This window comes from Pseudomonas sp. p106, from assembly GCF_003936645.1.
In the GTDB taxonomy this organism is placed as follows: Bacteria; Pseudomonadota; Gammaproteobacteria; order Pseudomonadales; family Pseudomonadaceae; genus Aquipseudomonas; species Aquipseudomonas putida_E.
Genome location: NZ_RHQR01000002.1, coordinates 132713 through 151644, shown reverse-complemented (window position 1 = coordinate 151644; position 18932 = coordinate 132713). Strand labels below are relative to the sequence as shown.

General features: G+C 62.7%; 15 protein-coding genes. 7 read left to right on the top strand and 8 right to left on the bottom strand.

What is annotated here, in order from left to right; all coding sequences use genetic code 11:
* Positions 1-3: 3 nt before the first annotated feature.
* Positions 4-360 carry a 6-carboxytetrahydropterin synthase QueD gene (gene queD / locus EGJ09_RS03310; RefSeq protein WP_012313684.1) on the top strand — a complete coding sequence of 119 codons (357 nt, stop codon included), beginning with the start codon at positions 4-6 and terminating at the stop codon, positions 358-360.
* 27 nt (positions 361-387) lie between these two features.
* On the opposite strand, the gene EGJ09_RS03305 is transcribed toward queD, so the two are convergent.
* Positions 388-1149, bottom strand: a complete 762-nt coding sequence (locus EGJ09_RS03305; protein ID WP_125923218.1) for a hypothetical protein — start codon at positions 1147-1149, stop codon at positions 388-390.
* Between the two features lie 67 nt (positions 1150-1216).
* On the bottom strand, positions 1217-1684 hold the full coding sequence (locus tag EGJ09_RS03300; RefSeq protein ID WP_046787307.1) for a DUF1289 domain-containing protein: 468 nt from the start codon (positions 1682-1684) through the stop codon (positions 1217-1219).
* A 405-nt stretch (positions 1685-2089) separates the two neighbouring features.
* Between EGJ09_RS03300 and acnB the strand changes: the two genes are divergently transcribed.
* Positions 2090-4699 carry a bifunctional aconitate hydratase 2/2-methylisocitrate dehydratase gene (acnB, locus tag EGJ09_RS03295; protein WP_125923352.1) on the top strand — a complete coding sequence of 870 codons (2610 nt, stop codon included), beginning with the start codon at positions 2090-2092 and terminating at the stop codon, positions 4697-4699.
* 63 nt (positions 4700-4762) lie between these two features.
* Here acnB and prpD read toward each other — a convergent pair whose 3' ends face one another.
* From prpD to EGJ09_RS03265, 6 genes are all read right to left on the bottom strand, one after another.
* On the bottom strand, positions 4763-6247 hold the full coding sequence (gene prpD, locus EGJ09_RS03290) for a 2-methylcitrate dehydratase (RefSeq protein ID WP_125923217.1): 1485 nt from the start codon (positions 6245-6247) through the stop codon (positions 4763-4765).
* A 138-nt stretch (positions 6248-6385) separates the two neighbouring features.
* Positions 6386-7576 (bottom strand): 2-methylaconitate cis-trans isomerase PrpF, encoded by a 1191-nt coding sequence (prpF, locus tag EGJ09_RS03285; protein WP_125923216.1) that lies wholly within the window; start codon positions 7574-7576, stop codon positions 6386-6388.
* Between the two features lie 139 nt (positions 7577-7715).
* On the bottom strand, positions 7716-10304 hold the full coding sequence (acnD, locus tag EGJ09_RS03280) for a Fe/S-dependent 2-methylisocitrate dehydratase AcnD (RefSeq protein WP_119688614.1): 2589 nt from the start codon (positions 10302-10304) through the stop codon (positions 7716-7718).
* A gap of 101 nt (positions 10305-10405) precedes the next feature.
* Entirely contained in the window at positions 10406-11533 is a 1128-nt protein-coding gene (gene prpC, locus EGJ09_RS03275; protein ID WP_125923215.1) for a 2-methylcitrate synthase, read from the bottom strand.
* A gap of 84 nt (positions 11534-11617) precedes the next feature.
* Positions 11618-12508: a methylisocitrate lyase gene (gene prpB, locus EGJ09_RS03270; RefSeq protein ID WP_012313676.1), complete on the bottom strand. Its 891-nt coding sequence runs from the start codon at positions 12506-12508 to the stop codon at positions 11618-11620.
* Positions 12509-12516: 8 nt separating this feature from the next.
* Positions 12517-13221: a GntR family transcriptional regulator gene (locus tag EGJ09_RS03265; RefSeq protein ID WP_046787312.1), complete on the bottom strand. Its 705-nt coding sequence runs from the start codon at positions 13219-13221 to the stop codon at positions 12517-12519.
* A 294-nt stretch (positions 13222-13515) separates the two neighbouring features.
* On the opposite strand from EGJ09_RS03265, the gene EGJ09_RS03260 reads away from it, so the two are divergent.
* From EGJ09_RS03260 to EGJ09_RS03240, 5 genes are all read left to right on the top strand, one after another.
* On the top strand, positions 13516-14052 hold the full coding sequence (locus EGJ09_RS03260; RefSeq protein WP_046787313.1) for an ATP-dependent zinc protease: 537 nt from the start codon (positions 13516-13518) through the stop codon (positions 14050-14052).
* A gap of 5 nt (positions 14053-14057) precedes the next feature.
* Complete coding sequence (locus EGJ09_RS03255) at positions 14058-15593, top strand: inactive transglutaminase family protein (RefSeq protein WP_012313673.1); 1536 nt, start codon at positions 14058-14060, stop codon at positions 15591-15593.
* Complete coding sequence (locus tag EGJ09_RS03250) at positions 15593-16573, top strand: alpha-L-glutamate ligase-like protein (protein WP_115275358.1); 981 nt, start codon at positions 15593-15595, stop codon at positions 16571-16573. Before EGJ09_RS03255 ends, EGJ09_RS03250 begins: the two co-directional genes overlap by 1 nt.
* A gap of 131 nt (positions 16574-16704) precedes the next feature.
* Positions 16705-18048, top strand: coding sequence for an aminodeoxychorismate synthase component I (pabB, locus tag EGJ09_RS03245; protein ID WP_125923214.1), 1344 nt, complete (start codon positions 16705-16707; stop codon positions 18046-18048).
* 119 nt (positions 18049-18167) lie between these two features.
* Positions 18168-18902 carry a phosphoadenylyl-sulfate reductase gene (locus EGJ09_RS03240; protein WP_046787316.1) on the top strand — a complete coding sequence of 245 codons (735 nt, stop codon included), beginning with the start codon at positions 18168-18170 and terminating at the stop codon, positions 18900-18902.
* Positions 18903-18932 lie beyond the last annotated feature (30 nt).

Sequence of the window (18932 nt, the reverse complement as noted above, 5' to 3'; positions counted from 1 at the left end):
ACCGTGGAAATCTTTAAGGAATTTACCTTCGAATCGGCCCACCGCCTGCCTAACGTCCCGGCCGGGCACAAATGCGGCCGCCTGCATGGCCACTCGTTCAAGGTCGGCCTGCATCTGACCGGCCCGCTTGACCCGCATACCGGCTGGATCCGCGACTTTTCCGAGATCAAGGCGATCTTCAAGCCGATCTACGAGCAGTTGGACCACAACTACCTCAACGATATTCCAGGCCTGGAAAACCCCACCAGCGAGGTCATCGCCAAGTGGATCTGGGAGCAAGTCAAGCCGCTGCTGCCGGAGCTGTCCAAGGTGCGTATTCATGAAACCTGCACCAGCGGCTGCGAATACAGCGGCGATTGACTGGCGCTGCGCTACACGAGCACGGGGTCAAGCCTTGGCAACGAGCGGACGAGGGTGAGGCGGCACACAAGGGTTCGACACCTGCAGGCTGAACTGGCCACGCTCGCCTCGACGGTTGTTGAGGTATGCAACCCTCTCCACCCGTCGCCTCACTTGCCGACCGTCCGCGCTGTACAGTTTCAGGTTCAAGAGCACTTGCCCCTCTTGCAACTCCTGTGGATCCAGGCCAGGGATATGCCACAGTGGCGTTCGCCGCCCGGCGGTCAGCTTGTACAGTGCCGTCTCCAGGTCGATAGGCGGGTCGGCGGGTAACACCACGGATGTCCCGAAGGGGTCTCGCAACGCCAGACTGGCCGGGTCATCCTTGCACACACCGGCATCCGAACGCGCCGGGTAAAAGCCCAGATAACCGTTTCGACTGACGTCGAGCCAGTATTCCAGTGAAGGCCAACGGTCGACATTATTGCCCTCATATGCCGGGCGGATCTCGTAAACGAAGCCTGTTGCAAGTCGATAGACACCAAACCAGAAAACGTCACAAAACGCACGCTTACGAGCCTCGCGACCCCATAGCGAGTCAATCAGGAACGATTGCAACATTTCCTCGCCATAGTCCAGGCTGGTCATCAGCCAACCATCGTCACCGTTCCAGTCATCGAATTCGACCCAGAACGGCCGGGTGATTTCATCATCGTCAATCTGGGCGGCCCGCAACGGTGCATCCAGCAATTGCCAGCGGCATGTCGCGGTAAAACTCAGCAGCGGTTCAAAACACAGCTGCGCCATCATCCGTACTCCTTTCGCTCGATAAAAACGCACAGTGGCGCCTTTTCAAGGCAGGGGGCAGGAAGAAGGCTTACCTCAGTTCGGTACGCAGGAACCCCGGCGCGATATAGCGCTGGTAATGCGCCTCGGACAACAAAAAGAATTCGCGGTCGATGGCATCGCGCAACTGCGGCAGCTCCCAGTCCCGAAACTCGGGCAGCAACGCCATCCCGTACGCTTCCAGGTCGCGAATCAGGCGGGCACCGCGTGCAATCAGCTGATACGCCCAACAATACTCAGACTGCTGCTCGACAAAGCGGATGGAGCGCTGCTGCAGCTGCTGACGCAGCAGGTTCGTATCGAACACTTCCAGCTTGGCCATCATCACCTGTACCAGCAACTGTTCCAGGCGCAGCAAAACGGCACGCTTGTGATCGTCGTCGTAAGCGTTCCAGTGGATGACTTCGTGATGGAAACGCTTGCAGCCACGGCACACCGTGTCTCCATACACCGTGGAGCAAAGGCCGACGCAAGGGGTCTTGATGGACTGGTTGGGCATGGAAAAACAACGGCTTGGCGGTGGAACACAGGCCCATGTTAGCCCTTTGTCTAACCAGGGTCACTCGTTAAAGTCATGTTCGCCGCCTTACCTTCTGCGACAATTTGCCGTAGAATCATCCCGCCTTTTCAAGGCAACAATGTCCGTTGGAAGCTGTTTTCAAAGCGTCACGAGCACAGTTGATCCGGTAGAACGGCGTTGGCCCGGGCCATGCACCCCTCGCATGCCCGCGCCAGCCCTCATCAGCCCCCGTTCTGCAGGCGTAAAACTTTGAAAGCAGCTTCTGTAAGGATTCTCTGCGACCCTGGCTGGGCGGCCCAAGAAGCCGTGATGGCGCATGGGTGCAGAGAATGCTGGATGAGCGTCCCGGACTCCCTTTAGGGACCACTGATGAGGGTAATAACTGTGCTTGAAGCCTACCGCAAACACATCGAAGAGCGTGCCGCCCTGGGTATCGTGCCCCAGCCGCTGAACGCCGAACAAACCGCAGGCCTGGTCGAGCTGCTGAAAAACCCGCCGGCCGGCGAAGAAGCCTTCCTCGTAGACCTGATCACCCACCGCGTTCCACCAGGAGTCGACGAAGCTGCCTACGTCAAGGCCGCTTTCCTGTCTGCCGTGGCCAAGGGTGAAGCCAACTCGCCACTGATCGGCCGCAAGCACGCCACCGAGCTGCTGGGCACCATGCAGGGCGGCTACAACATCGAAACGCTGGTCGCGCTGCTGGATGACGCCGAACTGGGCGCCGTCGCGGCCGAAAAGCTCAAGCACACCCTGCTGATGTTCGATGCTTTCCACGACGTGGCCGAAAAAGCCAAGGCGGGCAACGCTCACGCCGAGGCCGTGCTGGAATCCTGGGCTGCCGGCGAGTGGTTCACCTCGCGTCCGGCCATCGCCGACAAGTACACCCTGACCGTGTTCAAGGTGCCGGGCGAAACCAACACTGACGACCTGTCCCCTGCCCCGGACGCCTGGTCGCGCCCTGACATCCCGCTGCACGCCCTGGCCATGCTGAAAATGGCCCGCGACGGCATCGAGCCGCAGCAGCCGGGCTCGGTCGGCCCGCTGGCGCAAATCGAAGCGGTCAAGGCCAAAGGCTTCCCGGTCGCCTACGTCGGTGACGTGGTCGGTACCGGTTCTTCGCGCAAATCCGCCACCAACTCGGTGCTGTGGTTCTTCGGCGACGACATCCCGTACGTGCCGAACAAGCGCGCCGGTGGCTTCTGCTTCGGCACCAAGATCGCCCCGATCTTCTACAACACCATGGAAGACGCCGGCGCCCTGCCGATCGAATTCGACTGCACCAACCTGGGCATGGGCGACGTCATCGACGTTTACCCATACAAAGGTGAAGTACGCCGTCACGACAGCGACGAGCTGGTCACCAGCTTCGAGCTGAAAACCGAAGTACTGCTGGATGAAGTCCGCGCTGGCGGCCGTATCCCGCTGATCGTCGGCCGTGGCCTGACCGAAAAAGCCCGTACCGAGCTGGGCCTGGGTGCATCCGACCTGTTCAAGAAGCCAGAGCAGCCTGCCGATTCCGGCAAGGGCTTCACCCTGGCTCAGAAAATGGTCGGCCGTGCCTGCGGCCTGCCCGAAGGCCAGGGCGTGCGCCCAGGTGCATACTGCGAGCCGAAGATGACCACCGTCGGCTCCCAGGACACCACTGGCCCGATGACCCGCGATGAGCTCAAAGACCTGGCGTGCCTGGGCTTCTCCGCTGACCTGGTGATGCAGTCGTTCTGCCACACCGCGGCCTATCCGAAGCCGATCGACGTCACTACCCACCACACCCTGCCAGACTTCATCCGCACCCGTGGCGGCGTGTCGCTGCGCCCAGGCGACGGCATCATCCACAGCTGGCTGAACCGCATGCTGATGCCTGACACCGTCGGTACCGGTGGTGACTCGCACACCCGTTTCCCGATCGGCATCTCGTTCCCGGCCGGTTCCGGCCTGGTGGCCTTCGCCGCCGCCACCGGCGTCATGCCGCTGGACATGCCAGAGTCGATCCTGGTGCGCTTCAAGGGCAAACTGCAGCCAGGCATCACCCTGCGTGACCTGGTGCATGCCATCCCTTACTACGCCATCCAGCAGGGCCTGCTGACCGTCGAGAAGAAAGGCAAGAAAAACGCCTTCTCCGGCCGCATCCTGGAAATCGAAGGCCTGGACGAACTGACCGTCGAGCAAGCGTTCGAACTGTCCGACGCCTCGGCCGAGCGTTCCGCTGCCGGCTGCACCATCAAGCTGCCGGAAAAGGCCATCGCCGAGTACCTGAAGTCGAACATCACCCTGCTGCGCTGGATGATCGGCGAAGGCTACGGCGATGCCCGCACCCTGGAGCGTCGCGCCCAGGCCATGGAAGCCTGGCTGGCCAAGCCTGAGCTGCTGTCGGCTGACGCCGATGCCGAATACGCCGAAATCATCGAAATCGACCTGGCCGACGTCAAGGAGCCTGTGCTCTGCGCGCCGAACGACCCGGACGACGCCCGCCTGCTGTCGTCGGTACAGGGCGAGAAGATCGACGAAGTGTTCATCGGTTCGTGCATGACCAACATTGGTCACTTCCGCGCTGCCGGCAAGCTGCTGGAGAAGGTCAAGGGCGGTATTCCGACTCGTCTGTGGCTGGCTCCGCCAACCAAGATGGACGCCCACCAGCTGACCGAAGAAGGCTACTACGGCATCTACGGCAAGGCCGGTGCGCGCATGGAAATGCCAGGCTGCTCGCTGTGCATGGGTAACCAGGCACGTGTGCAGACCGGTTCGACCGTGGTCTCCACGTCGACCCGTAACTTCCCGAACCGCCTGGGCGACGCCACCAACGTCTACCTGGCATCGGCCGAGCTGGCTGCTGTCGCATCGATCATCGGCAAGCTGCCGACCGTCGAGGAGTACATGCAGTACGCGAAAGACATCGACAGCATGGCTGCCGACGTTTACCGCTACCTGAGCTTCGACCAGATCGCCGAGTTCCGCGAAGCTGCGGCCAACGCCAAGATCCCGGTTGTTCAAGCGTAATCAGCGGTACGCTACAAGAAAAAACCCCGGCATCAATGCCGGGGTTTTTTGCTTTTGCTCGCCTCAGATCACGAACAAATCCACAAACCGGTGCACCGCCGTTACCTCCAGCCGCTGCTGATCCTCGCACAGCTCGAAAATCTCCAGGCAACGCTGAGGCGCAAACCGCGTCGCCAGGTTGTCCCTGAACTTGGCCTCCAGCAAGGGGATACCCTCGCCGCGCCGGCGCCGGTGCCCGACCGGGTACTCCACCACCACCTGCTCGGTACTGCTGCCATCCTTGAAGAACACCTGCAAGCCATTGGCGATCGAGCGTTTGTCCGGCTCCAGGTATTCACGGCTGAAACGAGGGTCCTCGACCACCTCCATCTTTTCGCGCAGACGGTCGATGCTCGGGTGGGCGGCGTGGAAGGCATCTTCGTAATGCTCGGCCACCAGATGGCCGAATATAAGCGGCACCGCCACCATGTACTGCAGGCAGTGGTCGCGATCGGCAGCATTGGCCAGCGGGCCGACCTTGGAGATGATGCGAATGGCCGATTCCTGGGTGGTGATGACGATACGGTCGACTTCGTGCAGGCGGTTGCGCACTTGCGGGTGCAGGCTGACCGCGGCTTCGCAGGCAGTCTGGGCGTGGAACTCGGCCGGGAAACTGACCTTGAACAACACGTTCTCCATCACGTAGCTGGCCAACGCCTGCGGTACGCGCAGCGTCTGCTGGGCAGACGGCTTGAGCGCCAGGTCCTTGTTGGTATGGCTGAACGACACGTCATAAAAGCCCCACTGCGGCGCGGTCAGCACCCCGGGTACCCCCATCTCGCCACGCAGCGCGATATCGGCCAGGCGCACACCACGGCTCGAAGCATCGCCGGCGGCCCACGACTTGCGCGAGCCAGCGTTGGGTGCATGGCGGTAGGTGCGTAGCGCCTGGCCATCGACAAAGGCATGGGACAGGGCCGACAGCAGTTGTTCACGATTGGCCCCCATCAGCTTGGCGCACACGGCCGTGGAGGCCACCTTGACCAACAGCACGTGGTCGAGGCCGACACGATTGAAGGCGTTTTCCAGCGCCAGCACACCCTGGATCTCATGGGCCATGACCATCGCCTCGAGCACTTCACGCATGAGCAACGGGCCTTCACCCTTGGCCACCCGTTTTTGCGACAGGTGATCGGCCACCGCGAGGATCCCCCCAAGGTTATCGGAAGGGTGGGCCCACTCGGCGGCAAGCCAGGTGTCGTTGTAATCCAGCCAACGCACGGTGCAGCCGATATCCCAGGCGGCCTTGACCGGGTCGAGCCGGTAGCTGGTGCCGGGCACCCGGGCGCCATTGGGCACCACTGTTCCCTCCACCAGCGGGCCGAGGTGCTTGGTGCACTCTGGAAAGCGCAGGGCCAACAGGCCGCAGCCCAGGGTGTCCATCAGGCAATTGCGCGCGGTGTCCAGCGCCTCGAGGGATTCGACGCGGTAGGTGAGAACGTAATCGGCAAGGGTTTGCAGCACCCCGTCGTAGTCAGGACGCTCGTTCAGGTCCACGTTGGCGCTCATTTGCAGCTCCTTTGATTGGGGCTGCTACGCAGCCCATCGCCGGTGAACCGGCTCCCACACGGTCAATGCAGGAACCGGATTGCCAGCGACGGGCCGCGCAGCGGCCCTGCTGATTCAAAGCCAAGCGCCAATGGTGCGTCAGAAGCTGTCGCCAGGCACCCTTACCCAGCCTTCCATCAACACCCGGGCACTACGACTCATGATTGCCTTGGTGACCGTCCACTCACCATCCACCTGGCTGGCCTGAGCCCCGACCCGCAAAGTGCCGGAGGGATGGCCGAAGCGCACGGCACTGCGCTCGCCCCCGCCAGCAGCGAGGTTGACCAACGTACCTGGAATGGCAGCAGCGGTACCGATGGCCACCGCAGCAGTACCCATCATCGCGTGGTGCAACTTGCCCATGGAAAGTGCACGCACCAGCAGGTCGATGTCAGCCGCCTCGACAGCCTTGCCACTGGACGCAGTGTAGGTGCTTGGCGGCGCAACGAAAGCCACCTTCGGCGTGTGCTGACGCCCGGCCGCCTGGTCGACATGCTCGATCAGCCCCATGCGCACGGCGCCATGGGCACGGATCGCCTCGAAACGCGTCAGCGCCTGGGCATCGCCGTTGATCGCATCCTGCAGCTCGGTACCGGCATAACCGATATCGGTGGCATTGACGAAAATGGTCGGGATCCCCGCGTTGATCAAAGTGGCTTTGAAGGTACCGACACCGGGCACCTCCAGGTCATCCACCAGGTTGCCGGTAGGGAACATCGCCCCGCCGCCTTCGCCCTCATCGGCCGCCGGATCAAGGAACTCCAGTTGCACCTCAGCCGCCGGGAACGTCACACCGTCGAGTTCGAAGTCGCCGGTTTCCTGCACTTGGCCCTCGGTGATCGGCACATGAGCGATGATGGTCTTGCCGATATTGACCTGCCAGATACGCACGGTGGCAACGCCATTACGCGGGATGCGCGACGGCTCGACCAAGCCACTGCTGATGGCGAACGAACCGACAGCAGCAGACAGGTTGCCGCAGTTGCCGCTCCAGTCGACGAAGGCCTTGTCGATGGCTACCTGGCCGAACAGGTAGTCGACGTCGTGGTCGGGCTTGGCGCTTTGCGACAGGATCACGGTTTTGCTGGTGCTTGAGGTGGCGCCGCCCATGCCGTCGATCTGCTTGGCGTAGGGGTCGGGGCTACCGATGACCCGCAGTAGCAGTGCGTCACGGGCCGGCCCTGGGACTTGGGCTCGTTCAGGGAGGTCTTGCAGGCGGAAGAACACGCCTTTGCTGGTGCCGCCGCGGATGTAGGTGGCGGGGATCTTGATTTGTGGTGCGTGTGCCATGGTTGTGCTGTCCTGATAGTCCGGCGAAATACCCTTGGGGCTGCTTTGCAGCCCTTCGCGGCGCAAGGCCGCTCCTACAGCCCCGGGAGGAGCGGCCTTGCGTCGCGAAAGGGCCGCAACGCGGCCCCGCTTTTCAAGCTCAGGCGGTAGCTTCGAGGAAATCCTGGGCGAAGCGCTGCAGTACCCCGCCCGCCTCGTAGATCGACACCTCTTCGGCGGTATCGAGCCGGCAGGTCACCGGTACCTCGACCCGTTCGCCATTGCTGCGCGTGACCACCAGCGTCAGGGTTGCACGCGGCTTGCGCTCACCTGCCACGTCATAGGTCTCGCTGCCATCCAGGCCCAGGGTCTTGCGGTCGGTGCCCGGCAGGAATTCGAGCGGCAACACGCCCATGCCCACCAGGTTGGTGCGGTGAATACGCTCGAAGCCTTCGGCCACGATCGCCTCGACGCCCGCCAGCCGCACGCCCTTGGCCGCCCAGTCGCGGGACGAGCCTTGCCCATAGTCGGCACCGGCAACGATGATCAGCGGCTGCTTGCGCTGCATGTAGGTTTCGATGGCTTCCCACATCCGGGTCACCTTGCCCTCCGGCTCCAGGCGCGCCAGCGAACCCTGCTGCACGCTGCCATCGGGTTTGCGCACCATCTCGTTGAACAGCTTGGGGTTGGCGAAGGTGGCACGCTGCGCCGTCAGGTGGTCGCCGCGGTGCGTGGCGTAGGAGTTGAAGTCCTCCTCCGGCAGGCCCATCTTGGCCAGGTATTCACCCGCCGCGCTGTCGAGCAGGATGGCATTGGAAGGTGACAGGTGGTCGGTGGTGATGTTGTCCGGCAGCACCGCCAACGGACGCATGCCGCGCAACGTGCGCTCACCGGCCAGGGCGCCTTCCCAGTAGGGCGGGCGGCGGATATAGGTACTCATCGGACGCCACTCGTAAAGCGGCGCCACTTTCGGCCCACGGTCTTGCTCGATAGCGAACATCGGGATGTAGACCTTGCGGAACTGCTCCGGCTTGACCGCAGCGCGCACCACCGCATCGATCTCTTCGTCGCTTGGCCAGATGTCCTTGAGGCGGATTTGCTGACCATCGACTACGCCCAGTACATCCTTCTCGATGTCGAAGCGGATGGTGCCGGCAATGGCATAGGCCACCACCAGCGGCGGCGAAGCGAGAAATGCCTGCTTGGCGTACGGGTGGATGCGCCCATCGAAGTTGCGGTTGCCCGAGAGCACCGCCGTCGCGTAGAGGTCACGGTCGATGATTTCCTGCTGGATCACCGGGTCCAAAGCACCGGACATGCCGTTGCAGGTGGTGCAGGCGAAGGCGACGATACCGAAGCCCAGTTGCTCCAGCTCCTTCTCCAGCCCCGCTTCCTCCAGGTACAGCTGCACGGCCTTGGAGCCGGGCGCGAGCGACGACTTGACCCACGGCTTGCGCGCCAGGCCGAGCTTGTTGGCATTGCGCGCCAGCAGGCCAGCGGCGATCACGTTGCGCGGGTTGCTGGTGTTGGTGCAACTGGTAATCGCAGCGATGATCACTGCGCCGTCAGGCATCTGCCCCGGTATCTCGTCCCAGGCACCAGCGATGCCCTTGGCTGCCAGCTCACTGGTGGCAACACGGGCATGCGGGTTGGACGGCCCGGCCATGTTGCGCACCACGCTCGACAGGTCGAAGTTCAGCACGCGTTCGTATTCGGCCGTGGCCAACGCGTCAGCCCACAAGCCCGTGGCCTTGGCGTAGGTTTCCACCAGCTTCACCTGCTGATCTTCACGGCCGGTCAGTTTCAGGTAGTCGATGGTTTGCTGGTCGATGGCGAACATTGCAGCGGTTGCACCATATTCCGGTGCCATGTTGGAGATGGTCGCACGGTCGCCGAGGGTCAGGGCGCGTGCACCTTCGCCGTAGAACTCAAGGTAGGCGCCAACCACCTTCTGCTTGCGCAGGAACTCGGTCAAGGCCAGCACCAGGTCGGTGGCGGTGATGTTGGGCGCCAGCTTGCCGCGCAGCTCCACGCCGACGATTTCCGGCAGGCGCATCCACGAGGCCCGGCCCAGCATGACGTTTTCAGCTTCCAGGCCGCCGACGCCGATGGCGATCACGCCCAGCGCGTCGACATGCGGGGTATGGCTGTCGGTGCCCACGCAGGTATCCGGGTAGGCCACACCGCGATCGCTGTGGATCACCGGCGACATTTTCTCCAGATTGATCTGGTGCATGATGCCGTTACCGGGCTGGATCACATCGACGTTCTTGAACGCCTTTTTGGTCCAGTTGATGAAATGGAAGCGGTCTTCGTTGCGACGGTCTTCAATGGCGCGGTTCTTGTCAAAGGCCTGCGGGTCGAAGCCACCGCACTCGACGGCCAGCGAGTGATCGACGATCAGTTGCACCGGCACGACCGGGTTGACTGCCGCCGGGTCGCCACCTTTCTCGGCGATGGCGTCACGCAGGCCGGCGAGGTCGACCAGCGCGGTCTGGCCGAGGATGTCGTGGCACACCACGCGCGCCGGGAACCACGGGAAGTCGAGGTCGCGCTTGCGTTCGATCAGCTGGCCGAGCGAGGCGTTCAGGGTTGCAGGGTCGCAGCGGCGCACCAGGTTTTCGGCGAGCACGCGCGAGGTATAAGGCAGGTTGTCGTAGGCACCGGGCTTGATGGCCTCGACCGCGGCACGGGCATCGAAATAGTCCAGGTCAGTACCTGGCAGGGCTTTGCGGTATGCAGTGTTCATAAAATTATCGGCTCGGTCACGGTACGGTCGTGGATGAACGCACAGGCCCTGCAATCACTGTGGGAGCCAGCTCCCACAGGTTCGCTATAGGGCCTGTTGTTTCAGCGCTGCTCGATTGGCACGAACTGGCGCTGCTCGACGCCGACATACTCGGCGCTCGGGCGGATGATGCGGTTGTTGGCGCGCTGTTCGAACACGTGCGCTGCCCAGCCGGTCAGGCGCGAGCAGACAAAGATCGGGGTGAACAGCTTGGTCGGGATGCCCATGAAGTGATACGCCGAGGCATGGTAGAAATCGGCGTTGGGGAACAGACGCTTCTGCTCCCACATGGTCTTGTCGATGGCTTCTGAGACCGGGAACAGCACCTTGTCACCGACTGCGTCGGCCAGCTGCTTCGACCAACCCTTGATCACCTCGTTGCGCGGGTCGGACTCTTTGTAGATGGCATGGCCAAAGCCCATGATCTTGTCCTTGCGCTCGAGCATGCGCAGCAACTCTGCGGTGGCTTCCTGCGGGTTCTGGAAGCGCTCGATCAGCTCCATCGCCGCCTCGTTGGCACCGCCGTGCAGTGGGCCGCGCAGCGAGCCGATGGCCGCGGTGATGCAGGAGTACAGGTCCGATAGCGTCGAGGCGCAGACCCGGGCGGTGAAGGTCGATGCGTTGAACTCGTGCTCTGCATACAGGATCAGCGAAACGTTCATTACCTTGACATGCAGCTCGCTCGGCTTCTTGCCGTGCAGCAGGTGCAGGAAATGCCCGCCCAGGGTGTCTTCATCGCTGGTGCAGTCGATACGTACGCCATGGTGGGTGAAGCGGTACCAATAGCACATCACCGCCGGGAACAGCGCCAGCAGGCGGTCGGTCTTGTCGTGTTGGGCGTCGAAGGTCAACTCCGGCTCCAGCGTACCCAGCACCGAGCAGCCGGTGCGCATGACGTCCATCGGGTGCGCGTCGCGCGGGATGCGCTCGAGCACTTCTTTCAGCGCCTGCGGCAGGTCGCGCAGGCCCTTGAGCTTGTGTTTGTAATCGGCAAGTTCTGCCTTGCTGGGCAACTCGCCGTATAGCAGCAGGTAGGCCACTTCTTCGAATTCGGCGCCTGCTGCCAGGTCGCGCACATCATAACCCCGGTAAGTCAGGCCGGCGCCGGCCTGGCCGACGGTCGACAGAGCGGTCTGGCCGGCCACCTGGCCACGCAGGCCTGCGCCACTGAGTACTTTTGCTTCGGCCATGGTGTTTCTCCTTTCTTGAATTTGTTATGGATATCGTTCTGGCTAAATCAGGGTGCCTGTACCGGCCCTATCGCCGGCATTGGCTCAACCTTTTTTCTGCGCAAACAAGGCATCGAGGCTCTGCTCGAATGCGTGGTAGCCAATGGCATCGTAGAGCTCCATGCGGGTCTGCATGGTGTCGATCACGTTTTTCTGCGTGCCGTCGCGACGCAGCGCGGTGTAGACATTTTCGGCCGCCTTGTTCATGGCGCGGAACGCCGACAGCGGGTAGAGCACCAACGACACGTCCACGCCAGCCAGCTCTTGGGTGGTGAACAGCGGCGTGGCACCGAACTCGGTGATGTTGGCCAGGATCGGCGCCTTCACCCGGTCGGCGAAGGTCTTGTACATCTGCAGTTCGGTAATGGCCTCAGGGAAAATCATGTCGGCGCCGGCCTCGATGCAGGCGGCGGCGCGGTCGAGCGCTGCGTTCAGGCCTTCCACGGCCAGGGCATCGGTACGTGCCATGATCACGAAGCTGTCATCGGTACGGGCATCGACCGCAGCCTTGATGCGGTCGACCATCTCCTGCTGGGAGACGATTTCCTTGTTCGGCCGGTGGCCGCAGCGCTTGGCGCCTACCTGGTCTTCGATATGGATGGCGGCGGCACCGAACTTGCTCATCGAACGCACCGTGCGCGCAACGTTGAAGGCCGAGGCACCGAAGCCGGTGTCGACATCTACCAGCAATGGCAGGTCGCAGACGTCGGTAATGCGCCGCACATCGGTCAGCACGTCATCAAGACCGGTGATGCCCAGGTCCGGCAAGCCCAGCGAACCGGCGGCGACACCGCCACCGGACAGGTAGATGGCCTTGAAGCCGGCGCGCTTGGCCAGCAGCGCATGGTTGGCGTTGATGGCGCCGACCACCTGCAGTGGATGTTCGGCGGCAACGGCATCGCGAAAACGCTGACCAGGGGTGCTCTTCACAGTCATTTCTCACCTCAAAGGCTATTGTTGTTGGCGTCCAGGTAGTGACGCTCGATGTTGCGCTTGGACGCGCCGATGTGGCGGCGCATCAGGAGTTCGGCCAGCTCGCCGTCACGATCGGCGATGGCATCGAGGATGCGGTGGTGTTCGGCGAAGGCCTGGCGCGGGCGGTTGGGCGTGGCGGAAAACTGGATGCGGTACATGCGCACCAGCTGGTACAGCTCGCCGCAGAGCATCTTGACCAGGGTCTGGTTGCCGCTGCCCTGGATGATCCGGTAATGGAAGTCGTAATCGCCTTCCTGCTGGTAGTAACCCACCCCCGCCTGGAACGCCGCGTCGCGTTCGTGGGTGTCCAGCACCCGGCGCAACTCGTCGATATCGCCTTGGCTCATGCGCTCGGCCGCCAGGCGGCAAGCCATGCCCTCCAGCGACTCACGGATTTCGTACAGCTCGATCAGCTCGGCATGGTTGAGCGACACCACGCGCGCACCTACATGTGGCACCCGCACCAGCAGGCGCTGGCCCTCCAGACGATGGATGGCCTCACGCAGCGGGCCACGGCTGATGCCATAGGTGCGCGCCAGCTCCGGCTCGGAGATTTTGCTGCCCGGGGCTATTTCCCCCTTGACGATCGCGGCCTGGATGCGCCGGAAGACATGCTCGGACAAGGTTTCCGTTTCATCCGGCGCTGAAGGGCTGGGGGTAATGAGGTCCAGCATATTGTTGACACCTTGATAAGCCATTGATGAGAAACTAGCGAAACAAGCCCATTCAGTCAAAGAGAAAATGAACATTGTCGACAATTGTCTGAGCGCGAACTTAGTGAGTGATGGCGTTGTCAGATCGCGACGCGCTGGCGCCAAGGCATCGGCGTGATAGAATGCCGCGCCTCCAACGGAGTATGGATAGCGTTTCTGTCATCCATTCATGTTGTTGACAGACGAACCGAGGAAGCTTGCGCAGTACCTGCCAGTCGCCTTGCCCCGAACCTTGCACAGCACCGCGCCAGGACTATGAGACTTACACCCGTTTTATTGCTGTCATGCCTCACCCTGCTGCCGGCCCTTGGCCAGGCGGCGGGCAAGACCGTGTACGGTCTTAACGAATACGCCCGCCTCGGGGACCTCGACCTGGAAGTGGCCGCCAAACTCGACACCGGCGCCAAGACCGCGTCCCTGAGTGCCCGCGACATCAAGCGCTTCAAGCGCGACGGCGAGAGCTGGGTGCGTTTCTACCTGGCGATAGATGCCGCCCATTCGCACCCCATCGAACGCCCGTTGGCGCGGGTCAGCAAGATCAAGCGCCGCGCAGGCGACTATGATGCCGAATCGGGCAAGGCCTATACCGCCCGCCCGGTCATCGAACTCGAAATCTGCATGGGCCAGGCCCTGCGCACCATCGAAGTCAACCTCACCGACCGCAGCGCGTTCCAGTTCCCGCTGCTGATCGGTTCCGAGGCGCTCAAGCACTTCGACGCGCTGGTCGACCCAAGCCTTAAATACGCGGCCGGCAAACCTGCCTGTGCCACCGACGCTCCCAAAGCAGAGTAATCCCGATGCGCTCTCTTACCCTCCATCTGAAAGTCCTGATCACCGTACTGGTGCTGCTGGGCGTGGCGGTCACGGCCTATCAGATCTTCTTCCTCGGCATCCCGGTGACCGAAGACGAAACCGACGACCTTTGGAACATCGACGCCAAGGTCGAGTTCGTCGCCAGCAGCAAGGACCCGGTCAAGGTACAAATGTTCGTACCGCCGCTGAACCGCGACTATGTCAGCCTCAACGAGAGCTTCATCTCCAACAACTACGGGGTCAGCGTCAACCGCGCCGATGGCAACCGCAAGGTAACCTGGTCGGCCCGCCGCGCCAGCGGCAACCAGACCCTCTATTACCGCCTGGTGCTGACCAAGCGCTACAGCAGCGAAAAGGCCGCCATCAAAGGCCCGACCTTCCGTGACAGCCTTGCCGTAGAAGGCCCCGAGAAGATCGCCGCCGAAGCCCTGATGGCGCCGATCCGCCAGCACTCGGCCGACGTCGAGACCTTCGTCAGCGAAACCATCAAGCGGGTGAACAACCTCAACGACGACAACGTCAAGCTGCTGCTGGCCGGCGATACCTCGCCCATGAAGAAGGCCCAGGTCATCGACCTGCTACTGTCGATCGCGCATGTACCGATGGAAAAGGTCCATACCATCCGCCTGGTGGCCGATACGCCGCAGTCCCCCGAGCTCTGGCTGCGCAGCTTCAACGGCAGCGACTGGCTGTACTTCAACCCGGATACCGGTGAGCAGGGCCTGCCCAGCGACCGCCTGCTGTGGTGGACCGGCGATGACAACCTGGTCACCGTCGATGGCGGCAAGAAAGCCAACGTCACTTTCAGCATGAACAACAGCGAGATGAACGCCATCCGCCTGGCCAAGCTGACCGACGAGAACACCGACGCCGACTTCCTCGAGTACTCGCTGTACGGCCTGCCGCTGCAGACCCAGCAGACCTTCATGATCATGGTGATGATCCCGATCGGCGTGCTGGTGATCCTGGTCCTGCGCAACCTGATCGGCATCCAGACCCTGGGCACGTTCACACCGGTACTGATCGCCCTGGCGTTCCGCGAGACCCAGCTGGGCTTCGGCATCGTGCTGTTCACCGTGATCACCGCATTGGGCCTGTCGCTGCGCTCCTACCTGGAGCACCTCAAGCTGCAGATGCTGCCGCGCCTCTCGGTGGTACTGACCTTCGTCGTGGTATTGATTGCCGCCATCAGCCTGTTCAGCCACAAGCTGGGGCTGGAACGCGGCCTGTCGGTAGCGCTGTTCCCGATGGTGATCCTGACCATGACCATCGAGCGCCTGTCGATCACCTGGGAAGAACGTGGCGGCGGTCATGCCATGAAAGTGGCGATCGGCACCCTGTTCGCAGCGTCGCTTGCCCACCTGCTGATGATGGTGCCGGAGCTGGTGTACTTCGTCTTCACCTTCCCGGCGGTACTGCTGATCCTGGTGGGCTTCATGCTGGCGATGGGTCGCTACCGCGGCTACCGCCTGACCGAGCTGGTGCGCTTCAAGGCATTCCTGAAGAAGGCTGACGCCTGATGTTTGGCCTGATCAAGACGTGGAAAGCCCTGGAGGCCCGGGGCATCATGGGTATCAACCGGCGCAATGCGGACTATGTGCTCAAGTACAACAAGCGCAACCTGTACCCGATCGTCGACGACAAGATCATCACCAAGGAGCGTGCGCTGGCAGCGGGCATTCACGTGCCTGAAATGTACGGCATCATCGAGACCGAGAAGCAGATCGACAAGCTTCACGAGATCATCGGCGGGCGCAACGACTTCGTCATCAAGCCGGCCCAGGGGGCCGGCGGTGACGGCATCCTGGTGATTGCCGACCGCTTCGAGGACCGCTACCGCACCGTTTCCGGCAAGATCATCAGCCATGAAGAGATCGAGCATCAGGTCTCCAGCATCCTGACCGGCCTGTACTCGCTCGGCGGGCACCGCGACCGCGCGCTGATCGAGTACCGGGTAACCCCCGACCAGATCTTCAAGAGCATCAGTTACGAAGGTGTGCCGGACATCCGCATCATCGTGCTGATGGGCTACCCGGTAATGGCCATGCTGCGCCTGCCGACCCGCCAGTCCGGCGGCAAGGCCAACCTGCACCAGGGCGCCATCGGCGTAGGTGTGGACCTGGCCACCGGAGTGACCCTGCGCGGTACCTGGCTGAACAACATCATCAGCAAGCACCCGGATACCACCAATGCGGTGGATGGCGTACAGCTGCCGAACTGGGACGGCTTCATGAAGCTGGCAGCCGGCTGCTATGAGCTGTGCGGCCTGGGCTACATCGGTGTGGACATGGTGCTGGACCAGGACAAGGGGCCGTTGATTCTCGAACTCAATGCCCGCCCTGGCCTGAACATCCAGATCGCCAACGACACCGGGCTGACCCAACGCACCCATGCCATCGAGGCGCACATCGAGGCGCTGGCCAAGGACGGTGTGACCGAGGATGCCGAACAGCGTGTCCGGGTCGCGCAAAGCCTGTTCGGGCACGTGCATCCGGGCTGATAGCTCTGCCCCCATCGCCGGCAAGCCGGCGATGGCTTCAACCCACTGCCTGAAAGTCACACTGGCGCTAGGCGCATTTCCTGCGCAGGTCTACAATCGCCCTCCTCGCTTTTACATCGCCGTCCACACTGATGCCGACCTGTACGCTCTACCCCCTGCCCTATCAGCCCGACCCCGCCGCGTACTTCGCCCGCCTGCGCCAGGCGCCCGGGGCGATCCTGCTCGACAGCGCCCGCCCAGGCGCCGAGCGCGGCCGCTTCGACCTGCTCAGCGCCTGGCCGCTGCAACACTTGCAGGTACTGCCCGACGAAGATGGCCGGGCCTTCCTGCAACGGCTGCGCGCCAGCCTGAAACAACTGGGCCCTGCGCAGTTGCCAGGTGGTGTCGAGCTGCCATTTGCCGGCGGCCTGATCGGCTACCTCAGCTACGACTTCGGCCGACGCCTGGAGCACCTGCCCTGCCTCGCCACGGATGACCTCGACCTGCCCGACGCCCAGCTTGGGTTGTATGGCTGGGCGCTGGTGACCGACCACCAGCATGGCACCAGCCAACTGGTGTTCCACCCCCAGCTGGCTGATGACGAGCGCGAGCGCCTCATCGCCTTGTTTGAAGACACCGACAACGCTGCAAGCGGCGATTTCCGCCTGCTCGCCGCCATGACGGGTGATTTGCAGCCAGGGCAATACGAGGCAGCATTCGATCAGGTACAGCGCTACATTCAGGCCGGCGATTGCTACCAGATCAACCTGACCCAACGCTTCCGCGCACCTTGCCAGGGCGACCCCTGGCGCGCCTACCAGGCCTTGCGCAAGGCCTGCCCGACGCCGTTCTCTGGCTACCAGCAACTGGCCGACGGCAGCGCACTGCTGAGCTTTTCTCCAGAACGCTTCATCCGCGTCAGCCAGGGGCAAGTGGAGACCCGCCCGATCAAGGGCACCCGCCCGCGCTCTGCCGACCCGGCAGAAGACGCCCGCAATGCCGAGGCGCTGCGCCACAGCCCCAAGGACCGCTCGGAAAACCTGATGATCGTGGACCTGCTGCGTAACGACCTGGGCCGCACTTGCCAGATCGGTTCGGTGAAGGTGCCAGAGCTGTTCAGCCTGGAAAGCTACCCCAACGTGCACCATCTGGTCAGCAGCGTCACCGGGCAACTGGCCACCGACAAGGACGCCCTGGACCTGATCGGCGACAGCTTCCCAGGGGGTTCGATCACCGGCGCCCCCAAGATTCGCGCCATGCAGATCATCGACGAGCTGGAGCCCAGCCGCCGCGCGCTGTATTGCGGGTCCTTGCTGTACGTGGATGTGCGCGGTGAAATGGACAGTTCCATCGCCATTCGCAGCCTGCTGGTCAAGGATGGGCAGGTCAGCTGCTGGGGCGGCGGCGCGGTGGTGGCGGACTCCGACTGGCAATCGGAATACGAAGAATCGATCGCCAAGGTACGGGTATTGATGGAGACCTTGCAAAGCCTGTGACTCAGCGTTTGCCTGCACCAGCCCAGGGCCGGTGCAGGCACAGCGTCTAGGCTGCCATTTTTTGTTACCATCACCTCATTACGAGCGCACAGCGCCACAGCCAAGATGGAAACCGCCTGATGAGCCAACCCTTCGACGTCGCCGCCCTGGCCGCGACCTACGCCAGCAAATCCCCGCAGGACATTCTCAAGCTCGCCTTCGAGCACTTCGGCGACGACCTGTGGATTTCTTTCAGCGGTGCCGAGGACGTGGTGCTGGTCGACATGGCCTGGAAGCTGAACAAGCAGGTCAAGGTGTTCAGCCTCGACACCGGCCGCCTGCACCCTGAGACTTACCGGTTCATCGACCAGGTGCGTGAGCAGTACAGCCTGCCGATCGAGATCCTCAGCCCGGACCGCGCCAAACTCGACCCGTTCGTTCAGGAAAAGGGCCTGTTCAGTTTCTACAAGGACGGCCATGGCGAGTGCTGTGGCATCCGCAAGATCGAGCCACTGCGGCGCAAGCTCGCCACTGTCAGCGCCTGGGCCACCGGCCAGCGCCGCGACCAGAGCCCAGGCACCCGCAGCCAGGTGGCAGCACTGGAAATCGACAGCGCGTTCTCCACAGCGGAACGCACCCTGTACAAATTCAACCCGCTGGCGCAGATGACCAGCGCGGAAGTCTGGGGCTACATCCGGATGCTCGAGCTACCGTACAACAGCCTCCACGAACGCGGCTTCATCAGCATTGGTTGCGAGCCCTGCACCCGCCCGGTACTACCGAACCAGCACGAACGTGAAGGCCGCTGGTGGTGGGAAGAGTCGACCCAGAAGGAATGCGGGCTGCACGCCGGCAACCTGATCAGCAAGGCCTGAAGGCAGCTGCAAGCCTCAAGCTATAAGCTG